This is a genomic window from Streptomyces sp. H51 (genome assembly GCF_035656535.1).
In the GTDB taxonomy this organism is placed as follows: Bacteria; Actinomycetota; Actinomycetes; order Streptomycetales; family Streptomycetaceae; genus Streptomyces.
Map to the genome: position 1 here is coordinate 21,202 of NZ_JAYMHD010000050.1, position 17,331 is coordinate 38,532.

General features: G+C 69.8%; 18 protein-coding genes. 3 read left to right on the plus strand and 15 right to left on the minus strand.

All coding sequences use genetic code 11. The features are described 5' to 3' along the window. From nuoL to VKA29_RS16160, 12 genes are read right to left on the minus strand one after another with little or no spacing between them, the layout of a single operon-like run. Nucleotides 1-1,947: an NADH-quinone oxidoreductase subunit L gene (gene nuoL, locus VKA29_RS16105; protein WP_324786302.1), complete on the minus strand. Its 1,947-nt coding sequence runs from the start codon at nt 1,945-1,947 to the stop codon at nt 1-3. Between the two features lie 14 nt (nt 1,948-1,961). Beyond that, complete coding sequence (gene nuoK / locus VKA29_RS16110; protein ID WP_242779136.1) at nt 1,962-2,261, minus strand: NADH-quinone oxidoreductase subunit NuoK; 300 nt, start codon at nt 2,259-2,261, stop codon at nt 1,962-1,964. Then, the gene (locus VKA29_RS16115) at nt 2,258-3,097 is read right to left on the minus strand and encodes an NADH-quinone oxidoreductase subunit J (protein WP_324786304.1); all 840 of its coding nucleotides are present in this window, start codon (nt 3,095-3,097) and stop codon (nt 2,258-2,260) included. The genes nuoK and VKA29_RS16115 overlap by 4 nt, the downstream gene beginning before the upstream one ends. Beyond that, nucleotides 3,094-3,744: an NADH-quinone oxidoreductase subunit NuoI gene (nuoI, locus tag VKA29_RS16120; RefSeq protein ID WP_324786305.1), complete on the minus strand. Its 651-nt coding sequence runs from the start codon at nt 3,742-3,744 to the stop codon at nt 3,094-3,096. The genes VKA29_RS16115 and nuoI overlap by 4 nt, the downstream gene beginning before the upstream one ends. Beyond that, entirely contained in the window at nt 3,737-5,101 is a 1,365-nt protein-coding gene (gene nuoH / locus VKA29_RS16125; RefSeq protein ID WP_324786306.1) for an NADH-quinone oxidoreductase subunit NuoH, read from the minus strand. Before nuoH ends, nuoI begins: the two co-directional genes overlap by 8 nt. Next, nucleotides 5,098-7,602, minus strand: a complete 2,505-nt coding sequence (locus VKA29_RS16130; protein ID WP_324786307.1) for an NADH-quinone oxidoreductase subunit G — start codon at nt 7,600-7,602, stop codon at nt 5,098-5,100. Before VKA29_RS16130 ends, nuoH begins: the two co-directional genes overlap by 4 nt. Further along, nucleotides 7,599-8,948: an NADH-quinone oxidoreductase subunit NuoF gene (gene nuoF / locus VKA29_RS16135; RefSeq protein WP_324786308.1), complete on the minus strand. Its 1,350-nt coding sequence runs from the start codon at nt 8,946-8,948 to the stop codon at nt 7,599-7,601. The genes VKA29_RS16130 and nuoF overlap by 4 nt, the downstream gene beginning before the upstream one ends. Next, a complete protein-coding gene (nuoE, locus tag VKA29_RS16140; protein WP_324786309.1) occupies nt 8,945-9,805 on the minus strand; it encodes an NADH-quinone oxidoreductase subunit NuoE in 861 nt (286 codons plus the stop codon). Before nuoE ends, nuoF begins: the two co-directional genes overlap by 4 nt. Beyond that, nucleotides 9,802-11,118, minus strand: coding sequence for an NADH-quinone oxidoreductase subunit D (locus tag VKA29_RS16145; RefSeq protein ID WP_324786310.1), 1,317 nt, complete (start codon nt 11,116-11,118; stop codon nt 9,802-9,804). The genes nuoE and VKA29_RS16145 overlap by 4 nt, the downstream gene beginning before the upstream one ends. Before the next feature lie 55 nt (nt 11,119-11,173). Continuing rightward, nucleotides 11,174-11,914 (minus strand): NADH-quinone oxidoreductase subunit C, encoded by a 741-nt coding sequence (locus VKA29_RS16150; RefSeq protein WP_324786312.1) that lies wholly within the window; start codon nt 11,912-11,914, stop codon nt 11,174-11,176. Continuing rightward, on the minus strand, nt 11,911-12,465 hold the full coding sequence (locus VKA29_RS16155; protein WP_324786313.1) for a NuoB/complex I 20 kDa subunit family protein: 555 nt from the start codon (nt 12,463-12,465) through the stop codon (nt 11,911-11,913). Before VKA29_RS16155 ends, VKA29_RS16150 begins: the two co-directional genes overlap by 4 nt. 15 nt (nt 12,466-12,480) lie before the next feature. Further along, the gene (locus VKA29_RS16160; RefSeq protein WP_003992243.1) at nt 12,481-12,840 is read right to left on the minus strand and encodes an NADH-quinone oxidoreductase subunit A; all 360 of its coding nucleotides are present in this window, start codon (nt 12,838-12,840) and stop codon (nt 12,481-12,483) included. 763 nt (nt 12,841-13,603) lie between these two features. On the opposite strand from VKA29_RS16160, the gene VKA29_RS16165 reads away from it, so the two are divergent. The 3 genes from VKA29_RS16165 to VKA29_RS16175 all read left to right on the plus strand — a co-directional run bounded on the left by VKA29_RS16165 (nt 13,604) and on the right by VKA29_RS16175 (nt 16,338). After that, nucleotides 13,604-14,401 (plus strand): C40 family peptidase, encoded by a 798-nt coding sequence (locus VKA29_RS16165; RefSeq protein WP_324786317.1) that lies wholly within the window; start codon nt 13,604-13,606, stop codon nt 14,399-14,401. Nucleotides 14,402-14,816: 415 nt separating this feature from the next. Further along, nucleotides 14,817-15,443, plus strand: a complete 627-nt coding sequence (gene def / locus VKA29_RS16170) for a peptide deformylase (RefSeq protein ID WP_324786318.1) — start codon at nt 14,817-14,819, stop codon at nt 15,441-15,443. A 502-nt stretch (nt 15,444-15,945) separates the two neighbouring features. After that, nucleotides 15,946-16,338 (plus strand): helix-turn-helix transcriptional regulator, encoded by a 393-nt coding sequence (locus VKA29_RS16175; protein ID WP_324786320.1) that lies wholly within the window; start codon nt 15,946-15,948, stop codon nt 16,336-16,338. Nucleotides 16,339-16,368: 30 nt separating this feature from the next. Here VKA29_RS16175 and VKA29_RS16180 read toward each other — a convergent pair whose 3' ends face one another. From VKA29_RS16180 to VKA29_RS16190, 3 genes are read right to left on the minus strand one after another with little or no spacing between them, the layout of a single operon-like run. Continuing rightward, on the minus strand, nt 16,369-16,602 hold the full coding sequence (locus VKA29_RS16180) for a hypothetical protein (protein WP_324786321.1): 234 nt from the start codon (nt 16,600-16,602) through the stop codon (nt 16,369-16,371). Nucleotides 16,603-16,659: 57 nt separating this feature from the next. After that, nucleotides 16,660-17,022, minus strand: coding sequence for an IS3 family transposase (locus VKA29_RS16185; RefSeq protein WP_324786322.1), 363 nt, complete (start codon nt 17,020-17,022; stop codon nt 16,660-16,662). Then, nucleotides 17,022-17,318: a helix-turn-helix domain-containing protein gene (locus tag VKA29_RS16190; protein WP_324786323.1), complete on the minus strand. Its 297-nt coding sequence runs from the start codon at nt 17,316-17,318 to the stop codon at nt 17,022-17,024. Before VKA29_RS16190 ends, VKA29_RS16185 begins: the two co-directional genes overlap by 1 nt. Nucleotides 17,319-17,331: the final 13 nt, after the last annotated feature.

A 17,331-nucleotide genomic window follows, 5' to 3' on the forward strand; every position in this document is an offset into this window, starting at 1 on the left:
TCAGACCGCCCTCATCAGCAGGGTCGCGGCGACGAGGACCGCCGCGCCGCCGAACATCGAGACCGCGTAGGAGCGCGCGAAGCCGTTCTGCAGCCTGCGCAGCCGTCCGGAGAGGCCGCCGACCGAGGCCGCCGTGCCGTTGACGACGCCGTCGACCAGGGTGTGGTCCACGTACACCAGGGAGCGGGTGAGGTGCTCGCCGCCGCGGACCAGGACGACGTGGTTGAAGTCGTCCTGCAGCAGGTCGCGCCGGGCGGCCCGGGTGAGCAGCGACCCGCGCGGGGCGACGGCCGGGACCGGGCGCCGCCCGTACATGGCGTACGCGAGGCCCGCGCCGACGACCAGGCAGACCAGGGTCGCTCCGGTGACGGTCAGGGCGCTGACCGGGGAGTCGCCCTCGCTGTGCCCGGTGACCGGCTCCAGCCAGTTCAGGAAGCGGTCGCCGAGGTGGAAGAAGAAGCCGCCCGCGACCGACCCGACGGCCAGCACGATCATCGGGATCGTCATGACGTTGGGCGACTCGTGCGGATGCGGCTCCGTGTACTCGCCCCTCGTCTCGGCGGCCGGCTCCACGCTCGGCTCGGCCGGGGACGGGGTCGGGGCGTGGCGCCAGCGTTCCTCGCCGAAGAACGTCATCAGCATCACGCGCGTCATGTAGAACGCGGTGATGGCCGCGCCCAGCAGGGCCACGCCGCCGAGGATCCAGCCCTCGGTGCCGCCCTTGGCGAAGGCGGCCTCGATGATCGCGTCCTTGGAGTAGAAGCCGGACAGGAACGGGAAGCCGATGATCGCCAGGTAGCCGAGGCCGAAGGTGACGAAGGTGACCGGCATGTACTTGCGCAGGCCGCCGTACCGGCGCATGTCGACCTCGTCGTTCATGCCGTGCATGACCGAGCCGGCCCCGAGGAACAGCCCGGCCTTGAAGAAGCCGTGCGTCACCAGGTGCATGATCGCGAAGACGTAGCCGATGGGGCCGAGGCCCGCGGCGAGGACCATGTAGCCGATCTGCGACATGGTCGAACCGGCCAGCGCCTTCTTGATGTCGTCCTTCGCGCAACCGACGACGGCACCGAACAGGAGCGTGACCGCGCCGACGACGACGACCGCCGTCTGCGCGTCCGGCGCGGCGTTGAAGATCGCGCCGGAGCGGACGATCAGGTAGACGCCCGCGGTCACCATGGTCGCGGCGTGGATGAGGGCCGAGACCGGGGTCGGGCCCTCCATCGCGTCCCCGAGCCAGGACTGCAGCGGCACCTGGGCGGACTTGCCGCAGGCGGCGAGCAGCAGCATCAGGCCGATGGCGGTGAGCTTGCCCTCGGAGGTGTCGCCGACGTGGCTCAGCACCGGCTGGAAGGCGAAGGTGCCGAACGTCGTGAACATCAGCATGATCGCGATCGACAGGCCCATGTCGCCGACGCGGTTGACCAGGAAGGCCTTCTTCGCCGCGGTCGCCGCGCTGGGCTTGTGCTGCCAGAAGCCGATCAGCAGGTAGGAGGCGAGACCGACGCCCTCCCAGCCGACGTACAGCAGCAGGTAGTTGTCGGCGAGGACGAGCACCAGCATCGCCGCGAGGAACAGGTTCAGGTAGCCGAAGAAGCGGCGGCGCCGCTCGTCGTGCTCCATGTACCCGACCGAGTAGAGGTGGATCAGTGAGCCGACGCCCGTGATGAGCAGGACGAACGTCATCGACAGCTGGTCGAGGCGGAAGGTGACGTCCGCCTGGAAGCCCGCGACCGGGATCCAGCTGAACAGGTGCTGCATCAGGGTCCGGTTCTCGGCCTCCTTGCCGAGCAGGTCGGCGAAGAGGACGAGACCGATGACGAAGGAACAGGCCGCGAGGGCGGTGCCGATCCAGTGGCCGACGGCGTCCAGACGCCGGCCGCCGCACAGCAGTACGGCCGCTCCGAGCAGAGGCGCCGCCACCAGCAGCGCAATCAGGTTCTCCACGATTCAGCGACCCCTCAGAGCTTCATCAGGCTGGCGTCGTCGACCGAGGCCGAGTGGCGGGAACGGAACAACGACACGATGATCGCGAGCCCGACCACGACCTCCGCGGCGGCGACGACCATCGTGAAGAAGGCGATGATCTGGCCGTCGAGATTGCCGTGCATCCGGGAGAAGGTGACGAACGCGAGGTTGCAGGCGTTCAGCATCAGCTCGATGCACATGAACACGACGATCGCGTTGCGCCTGATCAGCACGCCGGTGGCACCGATCGTGAACAACAGGGCGGAAAGGTAGAGGTAGTTGACCGGGTTCACTTCGACGCCTCCTCCCGCTTGAAGGTGGCCGGTTCGATCGCGGTCCGCTCCAGCCGCTCCTCGGCGCGCTGCTCCAGCGCCCGCAGGTCGTTGAGCGCGTCCGCCGACACGTCGCGGATCTGGCCGCGCTCGCGCAGCGTCTTGCTGACCGTGAGGTCGGACGGGGTGCCGTCGGGCAGCAGGCCCGCGATGTCGACGGCGTTGTGCCGGGCGTACACGCCGGGCGCCGGCAGCGGCGGGAGGTGCTTGCCCTCCCGGACGCGCTGTTCGGACAGCTCGCGCTGCGTCTTGGCGCGCTCGGTGCGCTCCCGGTGGGTGAGCACCATGGCGCCGACGGTGGCCGTGATCAGCAGCGCGCCGGTGATCTCGAAGGCGAAGACGTACTTGGTGAAGATGAGGGCGGCGAGGCCCTGCACGTTGCCGTTGCCGTTCGCCTCGGCGAGGCCGTCGAACTGCTTCAAGGAGGCGTTGCCGATCCCGGCGAACAGCAGGATGCCGAAGCCGAGTCCGCACAGCAGGGCCAGCCAGCGCTGGCCCTTGATGGTCTCCTTCAGGGAGTCCGCCGCGGTGACGCCGACGAGCATCACCACGAACAGGAACAGCATCATGATCGCGCCGGTGTAGACGACGATCTGCACGACGCCCAGGAAGTAGGCGCCGTTGGCGAGGTAGAACACCGCCAGGACGATCATGGTGCCGGCCAGCGACAGGGCGCTGTGCACGGCACGCCTCATGAAGACGGTGCCCAGGGCGCCGAGCACGGCGACCGTGCCGAGCACCCAGAACTGGAAGGCCTCTCCGGTGGAGGTGGAGTAGGCGGCGAGCTGCGCGGTCATCGGCCGATCACCTTCTCCGACGCCGGTTCGCTCTCGCCGAAGGTCGAGTCGGCCTCCTGCACGACCTCGCCCTTGGACCGGGCGACCTGGCGTTCCGTGCCGGGTGCGGCCTCGGTCACCAGGCCGCGGTAGTAGTCCTGCTCGTCCATCCCCGGGTAGATCGCGTGCGGGGTGTCGACCATGCCCTCTTCCAGGCCGGCGAGCAGCTGTTCCTTGGTGTAGATGAGGTTGGCGCGACTGGAGTCGGCCAGCTCGAACTCGTTGGTCATGGTCAGCGCGCGGGTGGGGCACGCCTCGATGCACAGGCCGCACAGGATGCAGCGGGCGTAGTTGATCTGATAGACGCGGCCGTACCGCTCGCCCGGCGAGTAGCGCTCCTCGTCGGTGTTGTCGGCGCCCTCCACGTAGATGGCGTCGGCGGGGCAGGCCCAGGCGCACAGCTCACAGCCGACGCACTTCTCCAGGCCGTCCGGATGGCGGTTGAGCTGGTGCCGTCCGTGGAACCGCGGAGCGGTGGTCTTCTGCTGCTCCGGGTACTGCTCGGTCAGCCGCTTCTTGAACATGGCCTTGAAGGTCACGCCGAAGCCTGCGACGGGGTTCATGAAGCCAGGCTTCAACTGCTCAGTCTCTTTCGGTTCCTCAGCCATCGGACGCCTCCTTTCCATCCGAAGATCCGTCACTGGGAGTATCCGCCCCGCCACTGACAATGAGCTCCCGCTCACGGTGCGGACGGCGCCTGGGCACCGGCGGCAGCTCCTGCCCCGGCAGCGGCGGTACGGGGAATCCGCCGGCCAGCGGGTCGAACGCGGCCGGCTCCTCGGCGGGCTGCTCGGCCGCCTTCGCCTTCTCGCGGAACATGTCGGCGACGAAGGACAGCAGGAGCAGGGCGAGGACGCCGCCGCCGATGTAGAGGGCGATGTCGGCGAAGTCGTAGTTCTCGTTCCGCAGCGCCCGCACGGTGGCGACCAGCATCAGCCAGACCACGGAGACCGGGATGAGCACCTTCCAGCCGAGCTTCATCAGCTGGTCGTAGCGGACCCGCGGGAGCGTGCCGCGCAGCCAGATGAAGAAGAACAGCAGCAGCTGGACCTTGATGGTGAACCACAGCATCGGCCACCAGCCGTGGTTCGCGCCCTCCCAGAAGGTGCTGATGGGCCAGGGGGCCCGCCAGCCGCCGAGGAACAGCGTGGTGGACACGGCGGAGACGGTCACCATGTTGACGTACTCGGCGAGCATGAACATCGCGAACTTGATCGACGAGTACTCGGTGTTGAAGCCGCCGACCAGGTCGCCCTCGGACTCCGGCATGTCGAAGGGGGCACGGTTGGTCTCGCCCACCATGGTGACGACGTAGAGGATGAAGGAGACCGGCAGCAGGACGATGTACCAGCGGTCCTGCTGCTGCTCGACGATCGTCGACGTCGACATGGAGCCGGAGTAGAGGAACACGGAGGCGAAGGCGGCGCCCATGGCGATCTCGTAGGAGATCATCTGCGCGCAGGAGCGCAGGCCGCCCAGCAGCGGGTAGGTGGAGCCGGAGCTCCAGCCCGCGAGGACGATGCCGTAGATGCCGACCGAGGCGACCGCCAGGATGTAGAGCATCGCGATCGGCAGGTCGGTCAGCTGCATCGTGGTGCGGTGGCCGAAGATCGAGATCTGGTTGTCGGCCGGGCCGAAGGGGATCACCGCGACCGCCATGAAGGCCGGGACGGCCGCGACGATCGGCGCGAGGATGTAGACCACCCTGTCCGCGCGCTTGACGATGATGTCTTCCTTCAGCATCAGCTTCACGCCGTCGGCGAGCGACTGGAGCATGCCCCAGGGGCCGTTCCGGTTGGGGCCGATGCGCAGCTGCATCCAGGCGACGACCTTGCGTTCCCAGACGATGGACAACAGCACGGTCAGCATCACGAAGGCGAAGCAGAACACCGCCTTGACGACGACCAGCCACCACGGGTCGCGGCCGAACATCGAGAGGTCTTCAGCGGCGAGGTACGGGCTCATGCCTCCACCTCCTTGGGGGCTTCGGCGGTCAGCGTCGCCGGGCCGATGCGGACGAGGGCGCCGGGCAGCGCCCCGGTGTCGGAGGCGACGCCCCCGCCCGCGGAGTTCAGCGGGAGCCAGACCACACGGTCGGGCATCTCCGTGATCTCCAGCGGGAGTTCGACGGCTCCGGAGGGGCCGGTCACGGCGAGCAGGTCACCGTCCTTGACGCCGGCCTCGGCGGCCGTCGCGGCCGACACGCGCGCGTGGGCGGCGTGCCGGGTCCCGGCCAGCGCCTCGTCGCCCTGTTGCAGGACGCCTCGGTCCAGCAGGAGACGGTGGCCGGCGAGTACGGCCTCCCCGGCGGCGGGCCGCGGCAGCACGGTCGCGCTCTGCCGCGGGTCGGTGGCCCGCGGCCCGTCCCAGGCGCCGAGCCGGTCCAGTTCGGCGCGCACGGTACGCAGGTCGGGCAGGCCCAGGTGCACGTCCATGGCGTCGGCGAGCATCTGCAGCACCCGCGCGTCGGTGGGCGCCAGGCGGCGGGTCATCTGGTCGGGCTTGAGCGCGGCCTCGAAGGAGCGCGCCCGTCCTTCCCAGTTGAGGAAGGTGCCGGCCTTCTCGGCGACGGCGGCGACCGGGAGCACGACGTCCGCGTGCTCGGTGACCTCGCCGGGCCGCAGTTCCAGCGACACCACGAACCCGGCCTCCGCGAGCGCCGCACGCGCGCGTGCCGGGTCGGGCAGGTCGGCGACCTCGACGCCCGCGACCAGCAGGGCCTGCAGTTCGCCGGCGGCGGCGGCCTCGACGATCTCGCCGGTGTCGCGGCCGTAGCGGTGCGGGAGCGCGGCGACGCCCCAGAGGGCGGCGACCTCCTCACGCGCGCGCGGGTCGGTGGCCGGGCGTCCGCCCGGCAGCAGCGACGGCAGCGCGCCGGCCTCGACGGCGCCGCGCTCACCGGCCCGGCGCGGGATCCAGGTCAGCCGGGCACCGGTCGCCGTGGCGGCCCGCACCGCGGCGGTCAGGCCGCCCGCCACGGCGGCCAGCCGCTCGCCGACCACGATCACCGCTCCCTCGGCGCGCAGCGCCTCGGCCGCCTGTGCGCCGGGGCCCTCCACGCCGATTCCGCTCGCGAGCGCGTCCAGCCACTCGTTCTCGGTGCCGGGAGCCGCCGGCAGCAGCGTGCCGCCGGCCTTCTCCAGGCCGCGGGTGGCGTGCGTGGCCAGCGCGAACACCCGCTGGCCGTGCCGGCGCCAGGCCTTGCGCAGCCGCAGGAAGACGCCGGGCGCCTCCTCCTCCGACTCGAACCCGACCAGCAGGACGGCCGGAGCCTTCTCCAACGCGGTGTACGTGACGCCCGTGCCGTCGATGTCACGCCCGTGCCCGGCGATCCGGGACGCCAGGAAGTCGGCCTCCTCGCCGCTGTGCACGCGCGCGCGGAAGTCGATGTCGTTGGTGTCGAGCGCCACGCGCGCGAACTTGCTGTACGCGTAGGCGTCCTCGACGGTCAGCCGGCCGCCGGTGAGGACGCCGGTCCGGCCGCGGGAGGCGAGCAGTCCCTGCGCCGCGATCTGCAGCGCCTCCGGCCAGGAGGCCGGTTCCAGGTCCCCCTCCGCGTTGCGCACCAGGGGGGTGGTGAGCCGGTCCGGCTGCTGCGCGTAGCGGAACGCGAAGCGGCCCTTGTCGCAGATCCACTCCTCGTTGACCTGGGGGTCGTTGGCGGCGAGCCGCCGCATGACCTTGCCGCGCCGGTGGTCGGTGCGGGTGGCGCAGCCGCCGGAGCAGTGCTCGCACACCGAGGGCGAGGAGATCAGGTCGAAGGGGCGGGCGCGGAAGCGGTACGCCGCCGAGGTCAGCGCGCCGACCGGGCAGATCTGGATGGTGTTGCCGGAGAAGTACGACTCGAAGGGGTCGCCCTCGCCGGTGCCGACCTGCTGCAGCGCGCCCCGCTCCAGCAGTTCGATCATCGGGTCGCCCGCGATCTGGGTGGAGAAGCGGGTGCACCGGGCGCACAGCACGCACCGCTCGCGGTCGAGCAGCACCTGCGTGGAGATCGGCACCGGCTTCTCGTAGGTGCGCTTCTTCCCGTCGAAGCGGGACTCGGCGTTTCCGTGCGACATGGCCTGGTTCTGCAGGGGGCACTCGCCGCCCTTGTCGCAGACCGGGCAGTCCAGCGGGTGGTTGATGAGGAGGAACTCCATCACCCCGTGCTGGGACTTCTCGGCGACCGGCGAGGTGAGCTGGGTCTTGACCACCATGCCGTCGGTGCACGTGGTGGTGCAGGACGCCATCGGCTTGCGCTGGCCCTCGACCTCGACGATGCACTGGCGGCAGGCGCCGACCGGGTCGAGGAGGGGGTGGTCGCAGAAGCGGGGGACCTCGATGCCGAGCTGCTCGGCGGCGCGGATGACCAGGGTGCCCTTGGGCACGCTGATCTCGATGCCGTCGATCGTCACCGTGACGAGATCGGCCGGCGGGACCGCCGCTTCTCCCCCGCCCGCGGGAGTGCTGCTGGTCACGGTCATGCGTTCACCTCCGTGCGGTCGGCCCAGGCCGTCGACTTGGCCGGGTCGAAGGGGCAGCCGCGGCCCGTGATGTGCTGCTCGTACTCCTCGCGGAAGTGCTTGAGCGAGGAGAAGATCGGCGAGGCGGCACCGTCGCCGAGGGCGCAGAAGGCCTTGCCGTTGATGTTGTCGGCGATGTCGTTGAGCTTGTCGAGGTCGGACATCCGGCCCTTGCCGGCCTCGATGTCGCGCATCAGCTGCACGAGCCAGTAGGTGCCCTCGCGGCAGGGCGTGCACTTGCCGCAGGACTCGTGGGCGTAGAACTCGGTCCAGCGGGTCACGGCGCGCACGACGCAGGTCGTCTCGTCGAAGCACTGCAGGGCCTTGGTGCCGAGCATGGAACCGGCGGCGCCCACTCCCTCGTAGTCGAGCGGGACGTCGAGGTGCTCGTCGGTGAGCAGCGGTGTCGAGGAGCCGCCCGGCGTCCAGAACTTCAGGCGGTGGCCCGGCCGCATGCCGCCGCTCAGGTCCAGCAGCTGGCGGAGCGTGACGCCGAGCGGCGCCTCGTACTGGCCGGGGTTGGCCACGTGGCCGCTGAGCGAGTAGAGCGTGAAGCCCGGGGACTTCTCGCTGCCCATCGACCTGAACCATTCCTTGCCGTTGTTCATGATGGCGGGAACCGAGGCGATCGACTCGACGTTGTTCACCACAGTCGGGCACGCGTACAGGCCCGCGACGGCGGGGAAGGGAGGACGCAGCCGCGGTTGGCCCCGGCGGCCTTCGAGCGAGTCGAGCAGCGCGGTCTCCTCACCGCAGATGTACGCGCCCGCGCCCGCGTGCACGGTGACGTCGAGGTCGATGCCGCTGCCCAGGATGTTCTCGCCCAGGTAGCCCGCCGCGTAGGCCTCACGCACGGCCTCGTGCAACCGCCGCAGAACGGGGACGACTTCACCACGCAGGTAGATGAAGGCGTGCGACGACCTGATGGCGTAGCACGCGATGACGATGCCCTCGATGAGGCTGTGCGGGTTCGCGAAGAGGAGCGGGATGTCCTTGCACGTCCCGGGCTCCGATTCGTCGGCGTTGACAACGAGATAGTGCGGCTTTCCGTCCCCCTGGGGGATGAACTGCCACTTCATTCCGGTCGGGAATCCCGCGCCGCCGCGGCCGCGCAGCCCGGACTCCTTGACGTATGCGATCACGTCGTCCGGTGACATGGCCAGCGCCTTGCGCAGTCCCTCGTACCCTTCGTGCCTGCGGTAGACGTCCAGCGTCCAGGACCTGTCCTCGTCCCAGAACGCCGACAACACGGGTGCGAGCAGCTTCTCCGGGCTGGTGTCTGTGAGTTCGGCTGCCAAGGTCATCACTCCCCCTCCTCGGCGACTGGCCCTGCCGAATGGGAAGGGTCGGAGGCCGACGTGTTGTGCGGCGCGTCGTGCGAGCTGAGGTGCTCGGTCGGGGACGGCTCGTGCACGGCCGTGTCGTGCGGGCCGCCGTCGCGCGGATGGACCACGCGGGCGGGCGGCGTCTCCCCCTTGGCCAGGCGGAGGCCCGCCAGCGACGCCGGTCCGGCGCTGCCGCTCTCGTCGACGGCCCCGGGCCGCTCGTCGGGGAAGCCGGCCAGGATCCGGGCGGTCTCCTTGAAGGTGCACAGCCGCGCCCCGCGCGTGGGGTCGACCGGCCTGCCCGCGCGCAGGTCGTCGACGAGCCGCTTGGCGCTGTCCACGGTCTGGTTGTCGAAGAACTCCCAGTTGACCATCACGACCGGCGCGAAGTCGCAGGCCGCGTTGCACTCGATGTGCTCCAGGGTGACCTTGCCGTCGCCGGTGGTCTCGCCGTTGCCGACGCCGAGGTGCTCCTGGAGCTCCTCGAAGATCGCGTCGCCGCCCATCACCGCGCACAGCGTGTTGGTGCAGACGCCGACCTGGTAGTCGCCGCTCGGCTTGCGCCGGTACATGGTGTAGAAGGTGGCGACCGCGGTGACCTCGGCCGTGGTCAGGCCCAGCACGTCCGCGCAGAACTGCATCCCGGTGCGCGTGACGTGGCCCTCCTCCGACTGCACGAGGTGCAGCAGTGGCAGCAGCGCGGACCGGGAGTCCGGGTAGCGGGCGATGACGGCGCGCGCGTCCCTCTCCAGCCGCTCCCGTACGTCGTCCGGGTAGGCGGGCGCGGGCAGTTGGGGCATACCCAGGCTGACGCCCTGCTCCGAAGAACTGGTGCTCACCGGTCGACGCCTCCCATCACGGGGTCGATGGACGCGACGGCGACGATGACGTCGGCGACCTGGCCGCCCTCGCACATCGCCGCCATGGCCTGCAGATTGGTGAAGGACGGGTCGCGGAAGTGGACCCGGTAGGGGCGGGTGCCGCCGTCGGAGACGACGTGCGCCCCGAGTTCGCCCTTGGCCGACTCGACCGCCACGTACGCCTGCCCGGGCGGCACCCGGAAGCCCTCGGTGACCAGCTTGAAGTGGTGGATCAGGGCCTCCATGGAGGTGCCCATGATCTCCTTGATGTGGTCGAGGGAGTTGCCCAGTCCGTCCGGTCCCAGGGCGAGCTGGGCCGGCCAGGCGATCTTCTTGTCGGCGACCATGACCGGGCCGGGCTCCAGCCGGTCCAGGCACTGCTCGACGATCCGCAGCGACTGCCGCATCTCCTCCAGGCGGATGAGGAAGCGGCCGTAGGCGTCGCAGGTGTCGGCGGTCGGGACGTCGAAGTCGTAGGTCTCGTAACCGCTGTACGGCTGGGACTTGCGCAGGTCGTGCGGGAGGCCGGTGGAGCGCAGGATGGGGCCCGTCGCGCCCAGCGCCATGCAGCCGGTCAGGTCGAGGTAGCCGATGTCCTGCATGCGGGCCTTGAAGATGGGGTTCCCGGTGGCGAGCTTGTCGTACTCCGGGAGGTTCTTCTTCATCTTCTTCACGAACTCGCGGATCTGGTCCACCGCGCCGGGCGGCAGGTCCTGGGCGAGTCCGCCGGGCCGGATGTACGCGTGGTTCATCCGCAGGCCGGTGATCAGCTCGTAGAGGTCGAGAATCATTTCACGATCACGGAATCCGTAGATCATGATCGTGGTGGCGCCGAGTTCCATGCCGCCGGTGGCGATGCACACCAGGTGCGAGGACATCCGGTTCAGCTCCATCAGGAGCACCCGGATGATCTTGGCCCGCTCGCTGATCTGGTCCTCGATGCCGAGGAGCTTCTCGACGGCGAGGCAGTAGGCGGTCTCGTTGAAGAAGGACGTCAGGTAGTCCATGCGCGTCACGAACGTGGTGCCCTGCGTCCAGGTCCGGTACTCGAGGTTCTTCTCGATGCCGGTGTGGAGGTAGCCGATGCCGCAGCGGGCCTCGGTGACCGTCTCGCCGTCGATCTCCAGGATCAGCCGGAGGACTCCGTGGGTGGAGGGGTGCTGGGGCCCCATGTTGACGACGATGCGCTCGTCGTCGGCGCGGGCCGCGGACTGGACGACCTCGTCCCAGTCGCCACCGGTGACCGTGTAGACGGTGCCTTCGGTGGTCTCGCGTGCGGATGCGGTGGTCATCGGGGCCTCCCGCAGGGAGTCGTTGAGGGGTGGTGGCCGGTGGACGGGTGGGCGCTCACGAGTACGACCTCCGCTGGTCCGGAGCCGGGATCTGGGCGCCCTTGTACTCGACGGGGATGCCGCCGAGGGGGTAGTCCTTGCGCTGCGGGTGGCCCTGCCAGTCGTCCGGCATCATGATCCGGGTCAGGGCCGGGTGACCGTCGAAGACGATCCCGAAGAAGTCGTAGGTCTCGCGCTCGTGCCAGTCGTTCGTGGGGTACACGGAGACCAGCGACGGGATGTGCGGGTCGCCGTCGGGAACGCTGACCTCCAGGCGGATGAGCCTGTTGTGGGTGATCGAGCGCAGGTGGTAGACGGCGTGCAGCTCGCGGCCCTTGTCGTGCGGGTAGTGGACGCCGCTGACGCCGGTGCACAGCTCGAAGCGCAGGGCCGGGTCGTCGCGCAGGGTGCGGGCGACGCGGACCAGGTGCTCGCGCTCGATGTGGAAGGTCAGCTCGCCGCGGTCGACGACCGTCTTCTCGATCGCGTTGGCGGGCAGCAGGTCCTGCTCCTCCAGCGCGCCCTCGAGTTCGTCGGCGACCTCGTCGAACCAGCCTCCGTAGGGACGGCTCGCCGGTCCCGGGAGCCGGACCGAGCGGACCAGGCCGCCGTAGCCGGATGTGTCGCCGCCGTTGTTGGCGCCGAACATGCCGCGCTGGACGCGGATCTCCTCGCCGCCCTGGCCGCGCCGGCCGGGCAGGTTCGAGGCGCTGAGGTCCTTCTCGGGGTTGACCCCGTTGCCGTTCGCGTCGCTCACCGCAGCAGCCCCTTCATCTCGATCGTGGGCAGGGCCTTGAGCGCCGCCTCCTCCGCCTCACGGGCGGCCTCCTCGGCGTTCACGCCGAGCTTGGAGGTCTGGATCTTGTGGTGGAGCTTGAGGATGGCGTCCACCAGCATCTCGGGCCGCGGCGGGCACCCGGGCAGATAGATGTCGACCGGGACGATGTGGTCGACGCCCTGGACGATCGCGTAGTTGTTGAACATGCCGCCCGACGAGGCGCACACGCCCATGGAGATGACCCACTTGGGGTTCGGCATCTGGTCGTAGACCTGCCTGAGCACCGGCGCCATCTTCTGGCTTACCCGGCCGGCGACGATCATCAGGTCGGCCTGGCGCGGTGATCCGCGGAAGACCTCCATGCCGAAGCGGGCCAGGTCGTAGCGGCCGGCGCCGGTCGTCATCATCTCGATGGCGCAGCAGGCGAGGCCGAAGGTGGCGGGGAAGACGGACGCCTTGCGCACCCAGCCCGCGGCCTGTTCGACGGTGGTCAGCAGGAAGCCGCTCGGCAGCTTTTCTTCGAGTCCCATGTCTGTAAAGGCCCCTCAGTCCCATTCCAGGCCGCCGCGCCGCCACACGTACGCGTAGGCGACGAAGACGGTGAGCACGAAGAGCAGCATCTCCACGAGCCCGAAAATCCCCAGGGCGTCGAAGGTGACGGCCCAGGGGTAGAGGAAGACGATCTCGATGTCGAAGACGATGAAGAGCATCGCCGTCAGGTAGTACTTGATGGGGAAGCGCCCGCCGCCGGCCGGCGTGGGGGTCGGCTCGATACCGCACTCGTAGGCCTCGAGCTTGGCCCGGTTGTACCGCTTCGGACCGATCAGCGTGGCCATGACCACGGAGAAGATCGCAAAGCCTGCCCCGAGGGCTCCCAGTACGAGGATGGGCGCATACGCGTTCACCGCTCCTCGCTCCTCTCAGTCGGCACTGACTGCTGGCGATGCCGGGCCCGTTGCCGCCCCGTCCGTCACACGAACCCCGTCCGTCCCGACGAAGATCGCGAACATGTGAAGCAGGTCACAAGCCCAACTGCCTCGCATCTTATGCCCGCCCGTCTGTGATCTGCGACACGGGGTATTGCACAAGCTTTGTGATCTCCACCACCTGACGAAGGATCATGAACTTGGATCAGGCGTGATCTTCGTACGACATGCGTCAGAGTGATCACCAGAGGTGACATTTTCGTTCGTCGGCGCAGCTCACAGGGGTGGGCCCCATATCAAGAGCATTCCTGTGCATGCAAATTGGTGTTGGACGCGGGGCGCTGCTAGGGGTGCCGTTCACACCCGGGAGGGAGGCGGCGGGCGCGATGTGGACGCGTGCACGCGTTCACGAGCGGACCCGGGCCGTGACCCGGCCGCGATCAAGCCGTGATCCAAGCGCGGGACACACCCGGCGCCGTGACCGTTGCGTGACCTCCGCCACATCCGCGGGAGCCGCCCGAAAAGCGGGCTTGGCCATCCGGTCCAACCAATGGTAGGTGCGGGGCAATTCGGGCCTATTGGCGAAAGGCCGTGATCACGGGCCTGAGGGGTCGCGTCCGCAATGTCCGTTACGACGTCAATAAAGAGTGATGGAGGGGGGATTTGGGGCCTCCGTTGAACAAGTGTGGCGCAGCACACGTTCCTTGAAGGTATGGAGGACCCCCTGATACCGGTTGTACCCATGTCCCACACCGCTCACATACGTAGCCACCGGAAACCCCGCCGCAACGCGACGACGAACATCGCGGTGCGCGCCGGAGTTGCCGGTGGCGTCCTCAGCATGGCGGCAGCGGGCGCTTCGGCCTCGGCGAGCGCCGCCGAGACGACGCAGACCATGCAACTGCCCACCCTGACGGCCGACCTGGCCGCTCAGGTCGCCCAGTCCGCGGACGCGACGCAGCAGGCGGCCGCGAACTACCAGCTGCAGGCCGAGCGCGACGCGGCAGCCGCGAAGGCCGCGAAGCAGGCCAAGGCGGACCTCGCGGAGGCGAAGCAGAAGGCCGCGGCCAAGAAGAAGGCCGCCCAGGAGGCCGCCCGCAAGGCCGCGGCCGAGCGCGCCTCGCGCACCGCCGAGCGGCCCACGCTCGCCACCAGCGCGACCAGCACCTCGACGTCCACGGCCACCGGTTCCGCCGCCGCCATCGTCAACTTCGTCAAGGCTCAGGTCGGCAAGGCCTACGTCTCCGGCGCCACCGGTCCGTCCGCCTACGACTGCTCCGGCCTCGTGCAGACGGCCTTCAAGCAGGTCGGCATCAGCCTGCCGCGGGTGTCGCAGGACCAGTCGACGGTCGGCACACAGGTCTCGCTCAGCAACCTCCAGCCGGGGGACATCCTGTACTGGGGCAGCGCGGGCAGCGCGTACCACGTCGCGGTCTACGTCGGCGGCGGCATGTTCGTCGGCGCGCAGAACCCGTCGTCGGGCGTCGTCGAGCGGCCGCTGTCCTACGACCCGCCGACCGGCGCGGTGCGGGTGCTGTGACGGCACACCACCGGCGCGAGCGCTGACACCGGCGCTCGCGCGAGCGCTGACGCGACCGCGCGGCACGACCGCGCGCTACCGCGCGGCACGACCGACGCACGGGAGGGCCGCAGCCGCTCGGGGGCAGCGGCCCTCCCGGCGCGCCCCGGTAACGGCCCCGGCGCGTCGGCGTGCCCGGGAACAGCCCGGCGCCCCAACGCTCCCTGCAACGGCCCGTCACCCCAGCGTGCCCGCCCGGATCAGCCGGAGCGGCCCTGAACACACCCCGGACGCCTCCGCGCCGCCCCTGGCCCGGTGTTCTCGTGCGCGGGCCGCGTGTCCTCTGCTGTCATGAGGTGCGGTGGACGGGAGGGGCTCCGACAGAGCGGGACCCCGTCGTCCCTCCACCGCGTTCTCGCGACAAGGAGAGACAGCGATGCCCAGTGTCTTCGTGCAGGGAAAGCCCGTCGACTCGTATCCGCCGCTCGCCCCCGAGGCGCGGCGCGGGCGGGTGCGGCGGATCACCGAGGTCGGTGAGGAGGTCCTGCACAAGCCGTGCCGGGACGTCACCGAGTTCGGGCCCGACCTCGCCGCGCTCATCGACGACATGTTCCTGACCATGTACGTCGCCGAAGGGGCCGGCCTGGCGGCGAACCAGGTCGGCGTCGGCCTGCGCCTGTTCGTGTACGACTGCCCGGACGACGACGGAGTCCGGCACGTCGGTCACCTCGTCAACCCGGTGCTGGAACCGCTCGACCCCGCCGGGCGCAGGCTGCTCGACGAGCAGGAGGGCTGCCTCTCCGTCCCGGGCGCCATGATGGCTGTGCCGCGCCCCGACCGGGCCGTGGCACACGGGCTGGACAAGCACGGCGAACCGGTCACCGTCGAGGGCACCGGGTACTTCGCCCGCTGCCTGGCGCACGAGACCGATCACCTCGACGGTCAGGTCTACCTGGACCGGCTGTCCAGGCGGGACCGCGCCGACGCCCTGCGGCAGGCCGCGGACCGGCGGGAGGAGGTGTTCGCCCGCCGGGCCGCCAACGTCGAGGCGCTGAGCGGCTGACCCCTAGCGGCTGAGTCACGCCTTGGGCGCCGCCTCGGTTCCTGCGGGTCAGCGGCGTACCGGGGCGGCGATGAGGTGCGAACGAGCTGCACACTGACGCCGGAGCCCGGGTCGTCGGCCGCTTGAACACCGTCCCGCACGGTCGGGCGGCCCGCGCCGCACAGGGATCACCGCGCAGGGATGAGCCGGAAGAGCAGCGGCCCTTCCGGCGTCCCCGAACCCGCGCATACCGGAAATGCGCCGGACGCGTGCGGGACGCGTGCGGGACGCGTGCAGGTGCCGGCCCCGCGGGGCCGGACGGGCCCTGGCCCGTTTCATTCCGATCAGCTGATCGTTGGTCCGTGCGTGGTGCGTTCCCCCGCTCGCGGCAGGATCCGTGGGTGGGACGAACGGCCCGGTGAGCGGCATCCGACGGTACGCGGTCGAGACCAACATCGCACCAGGTCGTTAGACTCACTGATACCCGAACAGGGAAGCGACCTCTGAGCAGGAAGACGGAGCAGTGCCGAACCCACTGCAGGAACTCATCAAGCACCAGCTGACGCAACACGGATGGTCCTACAGCGATGTGGCCCGGCGCGGCGGCATCTCGCGCTCGACCGTCCACCACTTGGCAACCTCCGAACGACTGGCCCAGATGCCCCAGCAGACCACCTTGGAGGGGCTGGCCAAAGGACTGGGGGTGCCGGTTGCTCCTGTGCACCGGGCCGCTGCCGAAGCCTGCGGGGTGAACCTGTATTTCGAGGACACCCCGGGAATCACCGATCCGGAGGTCGCGATCCTGATCGCCAGCGTGCAAAAGCTCAGCTCCACCGACCGCAGGCATGTTTCCGTGCTGGTCGAGTCACTCCTGCGCGGCGCCGCGGAGGACGAAGTCGACGCCGACGTCAGGTGATCGCGGGGACACCGAGGGCGGTACACCGCGTCAGTAGGACCGGGTGCCGGCCGATCTGACCCAGTCGATCACCGCACGGACCGCCGGATAGTCCAGTTCCGCGATGGTGGCGATGGCGTCGTTGTCCCGCAGCAGCGGGGGAACGCAGGCCGCGTCCAGAGCGCAGTAGAGCATTACTCGGTGGGCCTGGGCGGCAGGAAGGTCTCCTTGCGGCAGCTGCTGCCGGAGCAGCGGCGTGATGGGCAGTTCAGGCGTGATGTCCACGGCTGTCCTTCTCTTCCGATGTGAGCGAGCACGTTCCGGGGACGGTGCGCGGTCCGTTCACCGGCCCTCGGGGGCCGTGACGGCGGTATTCACCGCCTCTTCCCGGGATCCGAAGTCCTCGAAGCAGGCCGGCATGAGCCGTGGGGCGCCGTGCTGCCCCTGGATGCCTGCCTGGCGCATGAGCATTTCCACAGTTCCGTGGCTGACGCTGAGGCCGTAGCGGTGGTTCAGCTCGTAGTGGACGCGACGGTAGCCGTACACGCCGCCGGAGGATCTGTGGACGGTCAGGATGAGGTGGGTCAGCCAGGCCTGACGCAGCGAGCGGCGAGAGGGGCCGCGTCGGCGCCAGGAGTAGTAGCCGGACTCCGAAATGTGCAGGAGCGCAGCCGTCGAGCGGACCGGATGGCCCTCCGCCGCCATCACCTCGATGATCTCGAACCGTCTTTTGGGGGCACCACATCGCTCAGCAGCTCGGTGAACCGGCGGTGGATGACCAGCTGGTTCTCCAGCTCGGCGATACGGGCACGAGCGGCCCCGATCTCCATGGCACGGGAGCGAGTGCGCCGGTCAGCGGGGTGGGGGAAATACGTGCGGCGCCAGCGGTACACCGTCTGTCGGCCGATCTCGAGTGCGACGGCGACCTCTTTGACGGACTGCCCTTCGGACAGCAGGTCCAAAGCCCTGCGGCGCAGGGCGGGAGGGTAGCGGCGGGACATGATCCTTCCGTCC